The sequence below is a fragment of the Klebsiella africana genome, from assembly GCF_020526085.1.
GTDB classification, from domain to species: Bacteria; Pseudomonadota; Gammaproteobacteria; order Enterobacterales; family Enterobacteriaceae; genus Klebsiella; species Klebsiella africana.
The window spans coordinates 1,693,165-1,709,845 of the sequence record NZ_CP084874.1 but is presented as its reverse complement, the minus strand read 5'-3'; the positions used below and the strand labels follow the sequence as shown (position 1 = coordinate 1,709,845).

Sequence of the window (16,681 nt, the reverse complement as noted above, 5' to 3'; positions counted from 1 at the left end):
TGGACGAGGCGGGAAAGTTAATGCACAGGCAATATCGGCAGCCTATCCTGACCACCTTCGAAGGATACCTGATGTTTATGATAAACATCTGATGGCGATGCTCACCTCAGGTCAGTCGATAAAAGCAGCAGTTCACCATCGTCCCTCGTGCGATACAGATAGCGGTTTCAGCGACGCTACCGCCCCTGGCTTAACAGCTACCAGCGCACTGACTTCATGATTGGCATATTTTATCGACCTGCGGATGAATAATTGGTCAGGCCTTATTTTAGCGGCGTTAAGTTTACGGGATTTCGGTCACAATTGGGAGTCTTGTTACCGAATATCTGCCAATTAATTCCGCCTGGTGTTTTATTGGCAAAAAATAAGCATGTTATCAATTAAGATTATTTACTGCTTTCAGCTGGCGATCAGCCGTACAATGTTACAATAACAGGGAAAAATCGCCTAACTCACTGTAAAAACACATTTTTTCTGCAATGACGACGCCATTGAAAAATCAGATGATAGCGTGATAGTCAACTACAATTTCTAATAGTTTCTGGGTGTCTGGATATACCATGATTCAGTTCCAGGTGCTTTCTCAGCGCATTTAAGAAACATCTTATCACCGCTATATCCAGGCAAATATTCAATGATAATGTAGTAGCACTTCATTATTTCATAAATATGAATTATCAATTGACCGGTATATAGTAGATTATTTTCTTATTTGCCTAATTAACCGGCGAAAACGTAATTTCCCCGGTAAAACAAATGGCGATTACCACACTTGCTTATGCAGATCGTTTCGGGTAAAGGGTTTATCCAGCGGTCCCACCGCAGTGGCGATTTGTCCCAGCAGGGATTGAGTCGGTGCTTTGCTGCCACTATGTAAAAGGATAAGCGGAACCATCACCAGGCATGCAACCCCGCCCCATGAGATATTCACGCTTTCCGGATGAGTGGTACGTTTTTGCAGCAGCAGGAATAAAGCGCTGCCAGCGGCACCGAGCAACAGGCCAGCAATCACTTCCGAAACAGAATGCGCATGAATGACCAGCCGCGAATAACCTACCAGAGCAGCCAAAGCATAGCCGGCAATTACGGCCGTTTTACGCAGACCGGCGGAGAAACGGGCGCTGAGCAGCCACAGGAAGATAGGCCAGAATGCCGCAGAGAGCGCGGAATGGCCGCTAAAGCCGGTGTAGTCCAGCTCGCGAATCCCCAGGCCCCAGCCCATAAAGGCCAGTTTAGAGGCGCAGACGATGGCGCCGGTGATACCGAACAGCAAACTCCACTGCCACGCCAGCAACCGCGACGTTTTACGCAGCATCAGGACAATAAACAGCGCCGCTGCGCTGGGCAGCAAAACGGTGCTATCGCCAAAAAATGAGATGAGTTGCCAGTTCATATACCTGTGATCCTTCGATGATGTCCACTGCCGTGCTCAGGGATTATCCGTAATGTCTGTACCAGCTCGCATGCCAATTCATTTCACATTTTTATGCATGCAAGTGAGATGTTTAAAGCGGAAACATGATCGCAGTCAAGTTTTATTTTTTACTGACGTTGACCGCTTTCCCTGCGCTTTAAGAATTGTCGCACTAAGTGACTATTCACAAAGCATTATTGCCGCTACTCCGACCATTGCACCACAGAGCCCAGAGACAAACTACCAGAAGTCTCCGAAGCCATACGTTTCTTTACAATAGTTATAACATTCGCGCTATGAATAATTTCTGCATAACGTTATGAGCGGCAGGACGAATGTTCTCGCCCTGCCCCCCGGCACTACGCTGGCAATCAGGCCAGCAGTCTTTTAATACTTTCGCGGAATTTGGTGCCTTCTTTCAGGTTACGCATCCCGTAGGTGACGAAGGCCTGCATGTAGCCCATTTTCTTACCGCAGTCGTAACTTTCGCCGGTCATCAGCATCGCGTCGACGGACTGCTTTTTCGCCAGTTCAGCAATGGCGTCGGTCAGCTGGATACGGCCCCATGCGCCCGGCTCGGTACGCTCCAGTTCGGCCCAGATATCCGCCGACAGCACGTAGCGCCCCACCGCCATCAGATCGGAGTCCAGGGTCTGCGGCTCGTCCGGTTTTTCAATAAACTCGACGATACGTGCCACCTGCCCTTCGGCCACCATCGGCTCTTTGGTCTGGATCACGGAGTATTCCGAGAGATCCCCCGGCATGCGTTTCGCCAGTACCTGGCTGCGGCCGGTCTCGTTAAAGCGGGCGATCATCGCGGCGAGGTTATAGCGCAGCGGGTCCGCAGTGCCGCCATCAAGAATGATATCCGGCAGCACCACGACAAACGGGTTATCCCCGACGACCGGGCGGGCACAGAGAATGGAGTGGCCCAGGCCCAGCGGCTGCGCCTGGCGCACGTTCATGATGGTCACGCCCGGTGGGCAAATCGCCTGCACTTCCGCCAGCAGCTGACGCTTCACACGCTGTTCCAGCAGCGCTTCAAGCTCGTAGGAGGTGTCGAAGTGGTTTTCTACTGCGTTCTTCGAGGAGTGCGTCACCAGCACAATCTCTTTGATCCCGGCGGCGACGATTTCGTCCACAATGTATTGAATCATTGGCTTATCAACGATCGGCAGCATTTCCTTTGGAATTGCCTTTGTGGCCGGCAGCATATGCATGCCTAGTCCTGCGACCGGAATAACCGCTTTCAAATTCGCCATATTCATCTTCACCTGTTTGGTTACAAAACACGCGGTTTTGCAAAATTGTACATGTCACAAATCCATTGAAACTGATAATACACGGATACTGCCCGGGCATCTGCCCGCCAAATTCTTAAATTCACTGTCACCCTAAAGAATACACACAACTTTCTTTTATCAACAGTTTGAAGTGAGAATAATCTTATTCTCCATCAGGTTATTCAGCGGCTCGCTTCTTTGCACCGCATCACATGGCTGAAAAGCCTGTCGCTGCGGCCAAAGAGGCGTCAGCCCTGCGCCACCGTCCGTATGCCCGGAAAGAATAGGTTCAGATAATAAATTTATCCAGAAAATATATTTCAGCATAAACCGCCAGCCATGGCGGCATAATACCCGCAAACCACGCCAGAAATCTGCGATCATGCCTATTACGTACTCACTTCATAATATGAATTATGCCGATTTTGTGAGCGGACGTTGCACTTTCTCCAGCTCTGAGCATCAGCGCTCGCCGGAACGAACCATGATAAAAAGCCCCTTTTGCGGCCTCGCTGAAACGCAGCGTAAGCAGTTCTGATATCTGCAAGCTAATTCCAGACCACTCGCCATGGTGTTATTTTTCCACTGTTCTTTTCCGGAACATAATTCTTATCGATTCGCTTAATCTGCTGAAAATATATCCACCCCTGGCAGGGTGACATCCGCATCGTTATTGCATTTTAGACTCATCTTATCCATGATCGTCCTAACACATACCGCAGTCGTACAGGTTTAAATACTTATGGAATGGATTGCCGACCCGTCAATCTGGGCAGGTCTCGTCACGCTGGTGGTTATCGAACTGGTGTTGGGTATCGATAACCTGGTCTTTATCGCTATCCTCGCCGAAAAGCTGCCGCCCGCCCAGCGCGACCGCGCGCGGATCACCGGCCTGCTGCTGGCGATGGTGATGCGCCTGCTGCTGCTGGCCTCTATCTCCTGGCTGGTCACTCTGACCAAACCGTTGATTGTTTTTCACAACTTCAGCTTCAGCGCCCGCGATTTAATTATGCTTTTCGGCGGCTTGTTCCTGCTGTTTAAAGCCACCGTCGAACTCAATGAACGGCTGGAGGGGAAGGACAGTGATAACCCTACCCAGCGCCGAGGAGCGAAATTCTGGGCCGTGGTGGCACAGATTGTGGTGCTTGATGCTATCTTCTCGCTCGATTCGGTAATCACTGCCGTCGGCATGGTTGATCACCTGGCGGTGATGATGGCCGCCGTGGTCATCGCCATCAGCCTGATGCTGATGGCCAGCAAAGCCCTTACGCGCTTCGTCAACAGCCATCCGACCATCGTGATCCTCTGTCTGAGCTTCCTGCTGATGATCGGCTTCAGCCTGATTGCTGAAGGCTTCAGCTTTATTATTCCGAAAGGCTATTTATATGCGGCCATTGGCTTCTCGGTCATGATTGAAGCGCTTAATCAACTGGCGCAGTTTAACCGCCGTCGCTTCCTCTCCGCCAATATGACGCTGCGTCAGCGCACCACCGAGGCGGTGATGAACCTGCTGAGCGGGCAGAAAGAAAAAGCTGAACTGGATGCTGACACGGCGTCGCTGGTCGCCGATCAGGATCATCACCCGCTGTTTAATCCGCAGGAACGGTTGATGATTGAGCGGGTGCTGAACCTTAATCAGCGCAGCGTCAGCAGTATTATGACCTCCCGCCATGATATCGAGCGCATCGATCTCAGCGCGCCGGAGGAGGAGATCCGCAGCCTGGTGGAGAAAAATCAGCATACCCGGCTGGTGGTCACCGGCGGGAAGGATAATGAAGATCTGCTGGGCGTGGTTCACGTTATCGACCTGCTTCAACAGTCTCTGCGCCAGGAGCCGCTGGATCTACAAGCGCTGGTACGTCAGCCGCTGGTCTTCCCGGAGGGGCTGCCGCTTCTCTCAGCGCTTGAGCAGTTTCGCCAGGCCCGCACTCACTTTGCCTTTGTGGTCGATGAGTTCGGCTCCGTCGAGGGGATTGTGACCCTGAGCGACGTGATGGAAACCATTGCCGGTAATCTGCCCAATGAGGTGGAGGAGATCGATGCCCGGCACGATATCCAGCATCATCAGGACGGTACGTGGACGGTCAACGGTCATATGCCGCTGGAGGACCTGGTGCAGTACGTTCCGCTGCCGCTGGATGATAAGCGTGAGTATCATACCGTTGCCGGTCTGCTGATGGAGTATTTGCAGCATGTGCCGCAGGTGGGGGAAACTGTTGAGATTGACGGCTATACCCTGCGCACGCTGCAGGTCGACAGCCATCGGGTGCAGAAGGTGCAGATCGTCCCGCCGGTAAAGCAGGATGAGCTGGATTATGAGGTGTAATCGTCAGATATAAAACGGCCCGGGGTATCCCGGGCCGTAAAATTGATAGCCAGGTATCCTGTTTAATGCCTGATGGCGCTTCGCTTATCAGGCCTACGGGATGGCGAACTAATCGGGGTATGACACCCACCGTATAATCCAGGCAGGGGCAGGCGCAGCCGCCACACTGCCTGATGGCGCTTCGCTTATCAAGCCTACGGGATGGCGAACTAATCGGGGTATGACACCCACCGTATAATCCAGGCAGGGGCAGGGGTAGGCGCAGCCGCCACACTGCCTGATGGCGCTTCGCTTATCAGGCCTACAGGGCGGCGTCACTAACCGGGGTATGACACCCACCGTATAATCCAGGCCGGGTCAGGCGTAGCCGCCACACTGCCTGATGGCGCTTCGCTTATCAGGCCTACGGGATGGCGAACTAATCGGAGTATGACCCCCACCGTATAATCCAGGCCGGGTCAGGCGTAGCCGCCACCCGGCATCATCGTGAGATCAGACGTTGACGATAAGCACGCAGCCCGGAAACGTCCGGGCCGCGGTGTTGGGAATTACAGCTTATCGAGCAGCTTTTTGGCATCATTGCCGTCTTTACTGCCTTTATTACGCTCAACCCAGTCGTTGAGGCGCTGCTTCGCTTCATCCTGTAGCTGTTTGCGCAGGATCTGATCGACCTGCAGGCTGTAGCTCAGCGATTTCCAGTCACCGTAGATACGCAGCGGGATCGCGGTCTGTTTCAGGCGGTCGATAAGTTTGCCCTCCCCTTTCCAGCCGCCGAGCACGCGCACGTTGAAGCGCATATCGCAGTTCTCTTTCTGCAGATCGAGCTGACCTTCGCCGGTCATCGCCATTACGTCGGACTGCCCCTGCAGGCGGTTCAGCGTCACCAGCCCGTTATCCAGCGTCAGCTTGCTGCTCACGGAATCCAGGCGGGTGGCGTTGTCGTAATTTTCCTGCGCCCGCACGTTGGTGCTGCGCTCCACGGCCTGCTGCACCAGCTGCTGGAAGTTCAGCCCTTCGGTACGGGTATCGGCCATCTGGAGCTGGGCCTGCCCCTGCCAGTGGCGACGGAAATCATCCGCGTCAATGCGCGTACCGGAAAACTCGCCGCTCAGCGACAGCTTGCCGGTCAGGTTTAAGGAATAGTTAAAGGCTTTGATAAGCGAACCGATCTCCACATTCTGCAGCGCCGGCTGGAACGTCGCCTGCGGCGTGTCGCCGCGAGCATCCAGAGTGCCGGGGAGAGAGAGCTGCCCGCCGTCAAGATTGCCCTGCATTTTGCTGACCGTCAGCAGCCCCTGCTGGTTGCTGATCTCGCTCTGCACCTGGGTGAAGTTCAGCCCGCGCCACTGCAGCTGGTCGGCGCTCAGGGCCATCCGGCCGGTGAAGCCGCGCAGGCTCTGGTAATCTTCGCGCTCATCGCTGTCGGCGATCACCGGGCGCAGCGGTCGCGTCTGGCTCTGGCCCTGCTGGCTGGCGCTACTGTCCGCCGCCGGCGAATTTTGCGCCAGCAGGCTGTCGAGGTCGAGGGTGGTGGCGTGCAGATCCAATGACCAGTCCGGGCGGTCTGCCAACACCACGCTGCCGCGACCGGTGACGGTGCTGCCGCTGGCCATCAGGTTCAGGTTGTCAAAGCGCAGCGTCTTGCTATCTTCCTGCCAGCTGGCCTGCAGGCTGCCCTGGCCATTAATGCCGTCCGGGGGTAGCTCGGCGCCGCGCAGCTGCCAGCTTAGCTGGCTAAAGTCGGCCTTTAAGGAGTGTGGATAATCGCCGCCCTGCACGGTGGCGGAGAAACTTAACGCCAGGTCGCGCTGGTCGCGGTTCACCCGGCCGGAGAAGTCGATGGTGGCCCGGTGATTCTCATCCTGCTCCATCTGCAGGCGGATATCACGCACAGTCACCTGTTCGCCGTTCTCATGCTGGAAGAAAAGCACGCTGTCGGCCACCTGCAGCTGACGCACATCATAGGACCATCCGCGATCCTCCGGGGCCAGCGGCAGGGTGTTGTCATGCGGCACCACCGGCGCTGAGCTGTCGCGAACCGCTTCGGTTTTCGGGGTCAGCTGGATCACCGCGCCCTTGAGCATCACCTGCTTCACCTGCAGCTGGTGTGAGAGCAGCGGCAGCAGCGCCACGTCGAGGCGCATGTTGTCGGCGCGGATCACCGGCTCTTCGGCGCCTCTGGCGGTCAGCGTCATGCGTCCGCTGAGAATGCTGAGCTGCGGCCAGACGTGCCAGCGCAGCGGGCCATCGAGTTCAAGCTGATAACCGCTGCGCTCTGCCACCTCATGCACCATATAGGCGCGGAAATCGTTGGGATTGACCAGCAATACCAACGAGGTAAGCCCGGCGACAATGACCGCCAGCAGGATCATCAGCGTTGTCAGTATTCGTCTCATGGCACCCTCAGCAACACCCCGTTGACGTTATCAATCCTTGTCGATTCGGCTCGCCACCGCGCCCTGCTGGTCGCGATATTTGGCGTCTTCACGGCGGTTATACGGCCGGGCCGCCGGGCCCGATAATGGCTCAAAGCTCAGCGCGCCGATAGGCATCCCCGGGCGCAGCGCCAGCGGCAGTTTGCCGGAGTTGTAGAACTCAAGCACGATGCAGCCGGACCAGCCCGGATCGATGCGGTGCGCGGTAACGTGCACCATCAGCCCCAGCCGCGCCAGTGAGGAGCGTCCGTCAAGCCAGCCCACCAGATCGGCAGGCAGGGTGACCGACTCGTAGGTCACCGCCAGCGCCAGTTCGCCCGGATGCAGGAAAAAGGCCTCCCCTTCCGGCAGGACGATCTCTTCGCTCATCACCCGGTCCAGCGCGGCGCTGACCTCAGCCTTCGGTCCGCTTAAATCGATAAACGGCGCCGTGTGGCCGCGGAAGGTGCGGAATTTATTACCCAACCGTACATCAACCGTCGCGCCATTAATACGCTCAACGGGTGGGCGCGGATTGATGGCGAGTCGCCCTTCATCCAACCAGGCTTCGATATCTCGGTCACACAGACGCATGGGCTTTCTCCTTATAAGGCTGCTTCCCGCACGCTTCGCGGCGGACAGGGCAATAGGGCTATTCTTTGCACGTTACACAATTCGGCCAGGTTATTCAAAGAACTGACTGATTTTGGCCTTCAGAATATCAATGGCGATGCGGTTTTTGCCGCCGCGCGGCACGATGATGTCGGCATACTGCTTCGACGGCTCAATAAACTGCAGGAACATCGGGCGCACGGTTTTCTGATACTGGGCCATCACCGAGTCCATGGAGCGGCCGCGCTCGTTAACGTCGCGCTTAATACGGCGCATCAGGCAAATATCCAGCGGGGTGTCGACGAAAATAGAGAAGTTAAGCTCGTTACGCAGGCGCGCGTCGGTCAGCAGCAGGATCCCTTCAAGAATAATCACCTTCTTCGGCTCGACGTGAATGGTGTTCGGCGTGCGGGTATGCTCGACGTAACTATAGACCGGCAGCTCAATCGGCTGGCCGCTTTTCAGCATTTGTAGATGCTGGAACAACAGACTGTGGTCCATTGAGCTCGGGTGGTCATAGTTGGTTTTGACGCGCTCTTCCATCGACAGATGACTTTGATCTTTGTAATAGCTGTCTTCCGGAATGACGCCAATATGTTCGTCGCCAACTTGTTCACGCAATTCGCGATAAAGAGTACTGGCAATAAGACTTTTGCCAGAAGCCGATGCGCCGGCGATGCCTACAATGACGCACTGATGGGACATATCAGTCATAAATTTTTGCGACCTGATTAACCTGGATAGAGATGGAGGGTGGCGGCGAACCGCCAAACGCGGCAATTATAGGGATTTCAGCGCCCCGATACCAGTGGTATGCGCCCCGGCAGGCTATTCCGCCGCCGGCGCCCAGTCATCGGTATACCAGATATGCAACAGCGCATACGATCGCATCGGCTGCCAGCGGCGGGCATAGCGGGCGATAGTGGCCGGGGTCATTCCCGGAAAGCGCTGTTTAATCAGGTAATCGTCCGGCAAAAAGATATCCTTCGCCTGCCAGCCGCGCAGGGCAAAGTAGTTTGCCGTCCAGCGGCCAATCCCGGGGAATGTCTGCAACTGCCTGAGCCCGGCGTCGATGTCCGTCGGCGCGGTCAGGGGCAACTCGCCGCTGAGCGCCGCCCGGGCGAGATGGATCAGCGCCTCTGCGCGTCGAAACGGCATGCCCAGCGCCTTCAGCGCCTGCGGTTCGACCCGGGACAAGATGTCCGGCGTCGGGAACAAGACATAGCCAGGCGCGTCCGCCAGCGGTTCGCCCCAGACAGCCGCCACTTTGGCGGTGAGCCGGGCGGCCATCGCCACGCTCACCAGCTGGCCCAGCACCGCGCGCACCGCCTGCTCGAAGGCATCCAGCGCCCCCGGCAGACGTAGCCCCGGCCGCGCCTCGGCCAGAGAGCCCAACACCCCGGCGACCTGCTGCGGGTCGCAGGCTAAATCAAACAGCTGGCCAATTCGCGCATAGCAGATCTCCGCCACCGGCCGCAGCCCCGGAGAGAGCGTCACCCGCAGGCCCTGCGCCTCTTCGTCCGGCGCCAGATGAATCAACCCGCGGTGGCCTTCCACGCCAAAGCTGCGGCTGTAGCCTCCATCGTGAAAACGCTCAACGCCGGCGACGGCACGCGCCTGCAGAAAACCAACCATCCACGCCCAGTCATAGGGCGGAGTCCAGGGTAACAGCACCATAAGCTCTCCTTTATATAGCGTTTCAATGATAGTCGCCCTTGACCGTCAGCGCCTTGCTTTTAAATTCCGGTTGTCGGCATGGCGACGATCCGCTAAAGTCGCCCCCCTTCTTCACCGGCATGGGGATTTTGCAGACGATGTTTATTGGTTTTGACTACGGCACCGCCAACTGTTCGGTGGCCGTGATGCGGGAAAACACCCCTCAGCTGTTGACGCTGGAAAACGGCAGCGCCCTGCTGCCCTCCATGCTCTGCGCGCCAACGCGCGACGCGGTCAGTGAGTGGCTCTATCGCCATCACGATGTCCCCACCCACAGCGACGAAAACCAGGCGCTGCTGCGCCGGGCCATCGCCGCCAACCGCGACGAAGACATCGAGGTGCTGCGCAACAGCGTGCAGTTCGGTCTCGCCTCCCTGCAGCAGTACGTTGAAGATCCGGAAGAGGTCTACTTCGTTAAATCGCCCAAATCCTTCCTCGGCGCCAGCGGGCTGAAGCCGCAGCAGGTGGCCCTGTTTGAAGACCTGGTCTGCGCCATGATGCTGCATATCAAGCTGCAGGCCGAAAGCCAGCTGCCCGAGCCCATCGACCAGGCAGTGATTGGCCGACCAATTAACTTCCAGGGCCTCGGCGGCGACGACGCGAACGCCCAGGCGCAGGGGATCCTGGAGCGGGCGGCTCTCCGCGCCGGTTTCCGCGATGTAGTCTTTCAGTTTGAACCGGTGGCCGCCGGGCTTGATTTCGAAGCCACCCTCAGTGAAGAAAAGCGGGTGCTGGTCGTCGATATCGGCGGCGGGACCACCGACTGCTCCCTGCTGCTGATGGGCCCGCAGTGGCGGGAACGCGCCGACCGCCAGCAGAGCCTGCTCGGCCACAGCGGCTGCCGCATCGGCGGTAACGACCTCGACATTGCCCTGGCCTTCAAATGCCTGATGCCCCTCCTCGGTATGGGCGGCGAAACGGAGAAAGGTACCGCGCTGCCGATCCTCCCGTGGTGGAACGCGGTGGCCATCAACGACGTGCCGGCGCAGAGCGATTTCTACAGCACCGCCAACGGCCGCCTGCTTAACGATCTGCTGCGCAGCGCCCGGGATGCCGACAAGGTGGCTCTGTTGCTGAAGGTCTGGCGCCAGCGTCTCAGCTATCGTCTGGTGCGCAGCGCCGAAGAGAGCAAAATCGCCCTCTCCAGCGCCGCCAGCGTCCAAACTTCGCTGCCGTTTATCCAGGACGAGCTGGCCACCACCATCGCCCAGCAGGGTCTGGAAGCCGCGCTGGATCAACCGCTGACCCGCATTATGGAACAGGTGCAGCTCGCGCTCGACAGCAGCCAGACTACCCCGGACGTGATTTATCTTACCGGCGGCAGCGCCCGCTCGCCGCTGATCAAAAAGGCGCTGGCCGCCCAGCTGCCGGGTATTCCGCTGGCCGGTGGCGATGATTTTGGCTCGGTGACCGCCGGGCTGGCCCGCTGGGCGCAGGTGGTTTACCGCTAACCCCTGGCTGGCGCTGGCGCACAGCAGGTCTGTCCTGATCGTAGCGCTGCAGATTACGCTGGAATATTCCTGGTCTCCCACGCAAAATGGCCTGTTCGTCCGGACAGGCCTGTCCACTCTTCCCCACTTCCGGGGGCGTATTATCCATACCGTAGTCAGCTGTCTGCGGTCTGTATCGTTGGCATGCCGCAAGGGGGCGTGATTGAAAAGGGTGTCTGCGATCTTCATAGCGGTCCGGCGTTGCCGGCCGCAGTTCCTGGCAGGCTGGCTGGTCAGCTGCGGGTTACTTTTGCTGCTGCTCGCCCCGCAGGCCCAGGCGGCGACGCGCCAGGTGGGCATTGATATTCCGGTCCAGTGGTACGCGGACGACAGCGGCCAGATGACCCTCGATCGCTTTGCCGCCCTGCCCGCAGATCAGCTCGCCACCACCCGGCAGATCCCCTCCTTTGGTTATTCACGAAAAACCTGGTGGCTGCGCAGCGAGCTGCCGGGCACGTGGTTTGCCGGGGAGCCGCGCTGGATGCAGCTTGGCCCCACTTTTGTCGACCATCTGACCATTTACTACCGGCCACTGGGCAGCGATGGCCCGTGGACGCAGCGCACCTTTGGCGATCGTGACGGCGCTCGCGGAAGCGATCTGCAGTATCGGGAAAGGGTGCTGATACTGCCCCCGCCGCCAACCGCCGCCGGCTATGAGCTGGTCTTTCGCCTGCAGAGCACCAGCACCCTGATCCTGCTGGCCTCGCTCTCCTCTGCGCAGGCGTTTATTCAGCGGGCCACCGCCGACACCGCTTTCTGGAGCTTCTATTTCGGCCTGGCCGCCGTCGCCAGCGGCGTGGCGCTGTGGCTGGCGCTGGCCCTGCGCCGGCGTCTGCTATGGGGCATCTGTCTTTTCTCGCTCAATTATCCGCTGGTGGCTGCCCTGCATGGCTTCCCGGAGTGGTTTTTCGGCCACGCCGCGCTGCCCTTCCAGGACTTTATGATCAGTAGTCTCTCCCTGTTCAGCTATGCCACCGCGCTCTGGCTGCACAGCGAGATTTTTGATTTGAAGAAGAATATGCCGCGACTTCATCAGCTGCTGATCGCCGCCGTGGTGCTCAACCTGCTACTGCAGGTCAGTATTCCGCTGGGTTTTTACGGCGTCGCCATGCAGATTGAAGGGGTGATCTTCATCATTATCACCCCGGTGCTGCTGTTCACCTCCTGGTGGCTGTGGCGCAAAAGAGCCATCGATCGCAACACTCTGCTGCTGGGGCTTCTGCCGCCGTTCTATGTCGCCGCCGCGGTGCTGGTGCAGCTGTCGATCCATGGGATTATCCCTTTCCATATGGCAGTCTATTCTCTCTGGCAGTACGCGCTGATCGTCCACATCATTACGGTGCTGATCATTGCCATCCTGCGGGTGCGCGCTGAAAACCGCCAGCTGGAGCACAAGCAGCGCCTGGCGCGCGAGCTGCAGATTGAGCGTGAAGCCAGCTTCCACCAGCGGCAGTTTATGGGCATGGTGGCGCACGAATTCCGCACCCCGCTGGCGGTGATCCAGGCCGCGCTGGAGAATCTGCGCCTCTCGGCGGCATCGGCCAGCCAGGAGGCGCGCTTCGACCGCATCGGCCGCGCCGCCACCCGCCTGGTGCAGCTCACCGATAACTGCCTGGCCGACGCCCGGCTCGCCTCCCACGATCTGCACGTTGACCGCCAGCAAACCGCCCTGCTAACGGTGATTAACATGGCCGCCTCAGTGGTGGCCATCTCGCATGACCACTACCTGAACATCCGCCAGCACGGGGCGGTGGATAGCCCGCAGCTGCAGGCCGATGCCGGCCTGCTGTGCATCGCCATCGCCAATCTGCTGGATAACGCGGTGAAGTATTCGCCGCCGGGTGAAATCACCATCGAGATCCACGCCGATGCCGGGCAAACGGCGCTGCACATTCGCGACTACGGTCCGGGACTGCCCGACGGGCAAGCAGAACTGATCTTTGAGCGCTACCGTCGCGGCGAGCACACGTCGCCGGTGCCGGGCGGCACCGGTCTCGGACTGTATGTTGCGCGTCAGATCGTGCAGGCTCATGATGGCAAACTGTGGCTGGCCGAGCATGGCCCGAACGGCTGCACCTTTATTCTCACCCTCCCCACGGTTGCTTAAGAGGAGAACGACGCATGGCTTTACGGCTGGCGATAATTGAAGATAACGCCGATCTGCTGGATGAACTGCTGGCCTGGCTGGGCTATCGCGGCTTTGAAGTGTGGGGGACGCGCAGCGCCGAAGCCTTCTGGCGGCAACTGCACAGCCATCCGGTGGATATCGTGCTGATTGATATCGGTCTGCCCGGCGAGGATGGCTTTAGCGTGCTGAGCTATCTGCATGAGCTGGGGCACTACGGTCTGGTAGTGGTCAGCGCCCGTGGACAGCAGCAGGATAAACTGCAGGCGCTGAGCCTTGGGGCCGATGCCTATCTGATCAAACCGGTAAATTTCGCCCATCTTGCGGAGACCCTGACCGCTCTCGGCGCTCGTCTGCAGCAGGATCGCCCGGCGGTTTTGCCGGCGGAGGCAATCGGCACGCCGCCGACGGTCTCCCCCGGCAGCTGGCGCCTGCATGAGGATAAACTGATTTCGCCCGACGCCCGAACGCTGGAGCTCACCCAGCAGGAATATCGCCTGGTGGAGCTGCTAATGCGCAATCGCAATGAGGTGTGCAGCAAACTGGAGCTTCATGCCTGCCTGTTTTCCCATGAAAGCGAGCCTGACCTGCACCGCATCGACGTCGTGGTTAGCCGCCTGCGCCATAAGGCGCGCCAGCAGGGAATTCACCTGCCTGTACGCGCGATCTTTGGTAAGGGGCTGGCCTTTATTTCCTGAGCGACGGTGCGCTGGGGATATAAACCACTCGCCAGGATTAATTTTTCTCATTTTCTGAGAGAAATGAGAGGAATGAGACTGACGATGACCTTAGGAACTTTCTTATAGTGCTACCACATCAGGATGATGTCGTATGATTTTCAAAGCACAGAAAAGCATATAACAAAACGTATTAGCCGTTCGCGGCAAATTCTGACACCATGCAACACAACCAGGGTAAGAACAATGGCCATGCAAACGTGGTTAGTTTTATTGCTATGCATTTTTTTCTTCAGCATCTCTGTATACAGCTTTATTTCCTATCTGAAAGACAGGAGACGGCAGAAATTTACTTTTAACGATAAGCGTTCGATGCGTCGTAAATAATTCATATTAAAATAATAAAAAATTATTGTAGGTACTTTTTATCTTCAACACACCGCATACGCCCGGAGGATTTGTCACAGCATGGCGTTATGTTTTTGCGTAAGGAAATAACGCCATGAGAAACATTAATGTCACTATCAATACCCGCAATAGCTTTGTACGTGAATCGCTGGTGGCTATGGTTAATGACCTCGCCCACGGCGATCTGCAGGCCAGTTTTTCCTGGCTGAACAACGACCTGTCAGGCGAAGACATCATTATTTATGAAGTGATCCCCGGCGAAATTTATCTATGTAACTCTCTGATTAAGAACAGGAAAAAAGGAAGCTCTCTGATCATCCTTCACAGCTATGAGCAGTTGCCGGAAGATGATTTCATGATCAATTGCCTGAAGGGGGTCATTTTTGTTTCGCTGAAAACGGCCAGTATCCCGCAGCTGCTGGCGATCATTAAAAGCGAGCTCCAGCATTGTATGGAGCCGTTAGCCATCGACAGCGTCAGCCGGGAACTGAGCTGTGCCAGCTGCCCGCATCGTGTGCTATCGCGATCGCAGACCGCCGTCGTACACGGCATTTTGGAAGGACTGGATATGAGTAAAATCGCCGCTCTGCAACGCGTCACGCCGCGTACTGCTGCCTACCATAAAAATAAGATTATGGAAAAATACCGTCTGAATAATAACCACGACTTTTTCCAGTTTATGAATCTGTTACGTGAACGCTGGTAGGGAAAATAGCGAACTCAATAATAGGATATTCACCAGATGATATTGTCGAAAATCCGAAAATAACAACAGAATGCTAAAAAAGCGCCAGCGCTGACAGACATAACGTTAAACTCTGACGCTTCCTCGATATAAAGACGTTAGCGCGCGTTTTTATATAAGAAAAAAGACTATTTACGAGGAAAACTGATACTTCGTCACATTGCCCCTGACGTGCCTGTCAGGGGTCTTTTTTTCCGTATGGAATAGCGCCCTCTGAGAAAGAGCGCGGCAGGATCAGGCTTCTGCCTTCTCGGCATCCCAGTCCGGCTGGGCGTCCTCGTCGGCCAGCAGACCTTCGTTTTTCGACAACATCGCGGTGGCTATGCCGTTACCCAGCACATTGATGGCGGAGCGCCCCATGTCGAGGAAATGGTCGATACCCATCAGGAGCAAGATCCCGGCAACCGGTATATTGAAGCTGGGGATCGTCGCCGCCAGCACGACCAGCGCCGAACGCGGAACCCCGGCGATACCTTTCGAGGCCAGCATCAGGGTCAGCATCATGACCGTAATCTCGCTAAAGCTCAGCGGCACGTTATAGGCCTGGGCGATAAACATCGCGGCGAAGGAGCAGTAGACCATCGAGCCAACGAGGTTAAACGAGTAGCCAATCGGCAGGACGAACGAGACGATATTGCGCGAGCAGCCAAATTTCACCAGTCGCTCAAGCGTTTTCGGATAGGCCGCTTCCGAGCTACTGGTGGTGAAGGCCACCAGCACCGGGTCTTTCAGCATGTTCAGCAGACGGAAGACCTCTTTTTTCAGCACCATATAGCCGACGGCAATCAGCACCGCGCTGGTCAACAGCACCGCCAGGTAGTAACCGCCAATGAACGAAGCATAGTTGAGCAGGATCCCCAGCCCCTGGGAGGCAATCACCGACGAGATGGCGGCGAAGATGGCCAGCGGCGCAACGTACATCACATAGCCCGTCACCTTCAGCATAATGTGCGACACCACGTTGAGGGCCGCCACCAGCGGGGCATTAAACTTCTCACCCAGCGACGCGCCGGCGATGCCAAAGAACATCGAGAACACCACGATCTGCAGGATCTCGTTGTTGGCCATCGCCTCGGTGATGCTGGTGGGGATGGTGTGCGACAGGAACCCTTTCAGACTCATGCCGCTGACCGCCAGGCCGGTATCCACCGCCTCTTTCGGCACCGCCAGGTTTAAACCGGCGCCAGGGTGCTGGAAGGTGACGATCACCAGTCCGACGAGAATGGATAATACCGAGGAAGTGATAAACCACACCATCGCCTTGCCGCCTACCCGGCCAATGGTTGCCGTTTCGCCGAGACGCATAATGCCGACCGTCAGGGTGCTGAACACCAACGGCGCGATGACCATTTTGATCAACCGCAGAAACAGATCGGTCAGCAGCGTAATGTTGTCCGCCCAGGCGGAGACGGTGGTCGGCGTCGCGTAGGCATGGATAGCCGCGCCGGAGAGGATCCCCATCAGCATAAAG

General features: G+C 57.2%; 13 protein-coding genes and 1 pseudogene. 6 read left to right on the top strand and 8 right to left on the bottom strand.

Annotated features, from left to right (window positions below; translation table 11 throughout):
• Window positions 1-763: 763 nt before the first annotated feature.
• The 3 genes and pseudogenes from LGL98_RS08205 to LGL98_RS08195 all read right to left on the bottom strand — a co-directional run bounded on the left by LGL98_RS08205 (window position 764) and on the right by LGL98_RS08195 (window position 3,081).
• Entirely contained in the window at window positions 764-1,393 is a 630-nt protein-coding gene (locus LGL98_RS08205) for a phosphatase PAP2 family protein (protein ID WP_136034790.1), read from the bottom strand.
• 315 nt (window positions 1,394-1,708) lie between these two features.
• Window positions 1,709-2,682, bottom strand: a pseudogene (gene galF / locus LGL98_RS08200) (GalU regulator GalF).
• A gap of 153 nt (window positions 2,683-2,835) precedes the next feature.
• Window positions 2,836-3,081: a hypothetical protein gene (locus LGL98_RS08195; protein WP_136034787.1), complete on the bottom strand. Its 246-nt coding sequence runs from the start codon at window positions 3,079-3,081 to the stop codon at window positions 2,836-2,838.
• 358 nt (window positions 3,082-3,439) lie between these two features.
• Here LGL98_RS08195 and LGL98_RS08190 point away from each other — a divergent pair, with 358 nt between their 5' ends.
• Window positions 3,440-5,023, top strand: a complete 1,584-nt coding sequence (locus LGL98_RS08190) for a TerC family protein (RefSeq protein WP_136034785.1) — start codon at window positions 3,440-3,442, stop codon at window positions 5,021-5,023.
• 548 nt (window positions 5,024-5,571) lie between these two features.
• Here the strand turns inward: LGL98_RS08190 and asmA are convergent.
• The 4 genes from asmA to alkA form a co-directional block, all read right to left on the bottom strand.
• Complete coding sequence (gene asmA, locus LGL98_RS08185) at window positions 5,572-7,419, bottom strand: outer membrane assembly protein AsmA (RefSeq protein WP_136034784.1); 1,848 nt, start codon at window positions 7,417-7,419, stop codon at window positions 5,572-5,574.
• A gap of 30 nt (window positions 7,420-7,449) precedes the next feature.
• Window positions 7,450-8,031, bottom strand: coding sequence for a dCTP deaminase (dcd, locus tag LGL98_RS08180; RefSeq protein ID WP_004151145.1), 582 nt, complete (start codon window positions 8,029-8,031; stop codon window positions 7,450-7,452).
• Between the two features lie 90 nt (window positions 8,032-8,121).
• Window positions 8,122-8,763, bottom strand: coding sequence for a uridine kinase (gene udk / locus LGL98_RS08175; RefSeq protein WP_002912442.1), 642 nt, complete (start codon window positions 8,761-8,763; stop codon window positions 8,122-8,124).
• A 114-nt stretch (window positions 8,764-8,877) separates the two neighbouring features.
• A complete protein-coding gene (gene alkA / locus LGL98_RS08170; protein ID WP_136034782.1) occupies window positions 8,878-9,726 on the bottom strand; it encodes a DNA-3-methyladenine glycosylase 2 in 849 nt (282 codons plus the stop codon).
• A 137-nt stretch (window positions 9,727-9,863) separates the two neighbouring features.
• On the opposite strand from alkA, the gene yegD reads away from it, so the two are divergent.
• The 5 genes from yegD (at window position 9,864) to LGL98_RS08145 (ending at window position 15,171) form a co-directional block, all read left to right on the top strand.
• Window positions 9,864-11,216 (top strand): molecular chaperone, encoded by a 1,353-nt coding sequence (yegD, locus tag LGL98_RS08165; RefSeq protein WP_136034801.1) that lies wholly within the window; start codon window positions 9,864-9,866, stop codon window positions 11,214-11,216.
• Window positions 11,217-11,505: 289 nt separating this feature from the next.
• A complete protein-coding gene (locus LGL98_RS08160) occupies window positions 11,506-13,362 on the top strand; it encodes a sensor histidine kinase (RefSeq protein ID WP_136034799.1) in 1,857 nt (618 codons plus the stop codon).
• Between the two features lie 14 nt (window positions 13,363-13,376).
• Window positions 13,377-14,078 (top strand): response regulator transcription factor, encoded by a 702-nt coding sequence (locus tag LGL98_RS08155; protein WP_136034780.1) that lies wholly within the window; start codon window positions 13,377-13,379, stop codon window positions 14,076-14,078.
• A 225-nt stretch (window positions 14,079-14,303) separates the two neighbouring features.
• The gene (locus LGL98_RS26220) at window positions 14,304-14,444 is read left to right on the top strand and encodes a small membrane protein (protein ID WP_004146563.1); all 141 of its coding nucleotides are present in this window, start codon (window positions 14,304-14,306) and stop codon (window positions 14,442-14,444) included.
• A gap of 115 nt (window positions 14,445-14,559) precedes the next feature.
• Window positions 14,560-15,171: a helix-turn-helix transcriptional regulator gene (locus LGL98_RS08145; RefSeq protein WP_136034778.1), complete on the top strand. Its 612-nt coding sequence runs from the start codon at window positions 14,560-14,562 to the stop codon at window positions 15,169-15,171.
• 273 nt (window positions 15,172-15,444) lie between these two features.
• Here the strand turns inward: LGL98_RS08145 and LGL98_RS08140 are convergent, their stop codons facing one another.
• On the bottom strand, window positions 15,445-16,677 hold the full coding sequence (locus LGL98_RS08140; protein ID WP_153928189.1) for a dicarboxylate/amino acid:cation symporter: 1,233 nt from the start codon (window positions 16,675-16,677) through the stop codon (window positions 15,445-15,447).
• Window positions 16,678-16,681 lie beyond the last annotated feature (4 nt).

What these genes read in the sequence shown, in the direction of transcription:
- LGL98_RS08145 (WP_136034778.1), top strand. Translation starts at nt 14,560, where the DNA reads ATGAGAAACATTAATGTCACTATCAATACCCGCAATAGCTTTGTACGT.
- udk (WP_002912442.1), bottom strand. Translation starts at nt 8,763, where the DNA reads ATGACTGATATGTCCCATCAGTGCGTCATTGTAGGCATCGCCGGCGCA.
- LGL98_RS26220 (WP_004146563.1), top strand. Translation starts at nt 14,304, where the DNA reads ATGGCCATGCAAACGTGGTTAGTTTTATTGCTATGCATTTTTTTCTTC.
- dcd (WP_004151145.1), bottom strand. Translation starts at nt 8,031, where the DNA reads ATGCGTCTGTGTGACCGAGATATCGAAGCCTGGTTGGATGAAGGGCGA.
- LGL98_RS08140 (WP_153928189.1), bottom strand. Translation starts at nt 16,677, where the DNA reads ATGCTGATGGGGATCCTCTCCGGCGCGGCTATCCATGCCTACGCGACG.
- yegD (WP_136034801.1), top strand. Translation starts at nt 9,864, where the DNA reads ATGTTTATTGGTTTTGACTACGGCACCGCCAACTGTTCGGTGGCCGTG.
- LGL98_RS08195 (WP_136034787.1), bottom strand. Translation starts at nt 3,081, where the DNA reads ATGATCGCAGATTTCTGGCGTGGTTTGCGGGTATTATGCCGCCATGGC.
- LGL98_RS08190 (WP_136034785.1), top strand. Translation starts at nt 3,440, where the DNA reads ATGGAATGGATTGCCGACCCGTCAATCTGGGCAGGTCTCGTCACGCTG.
- asmA (WP_136034784.1), bottom strand. Translation starts at nt 7,419, where the DNA reads ATGAGACGAATACTGACAACGCTGATGATCCTGCTGGCGGTCATTGTC.
- LGL98_RS08205 (WP_136034790.1), bottom strand. Translation starts at nt 1,393, where the DNA reads ATGAACTGGCAACTCATCTCATTTTTTGGCGATAGCACCGTTTTGCTG.
- alkA (WP_136034782.1), bottom strand. Translation starts at nt 9,726, where the DNA reads ATGGTGCTGTTACCCTGGACTCCGCCCTATGACTGGGCGTGGATGGTT.
- LGL98_RS08155 (WP_136034780.1), top strand. Translation starts at nt 13,377, where the DNA reads ATGGCTTTACGGCTGGCGATAATTGAAGATAACGCCGATCTGCTGGAT.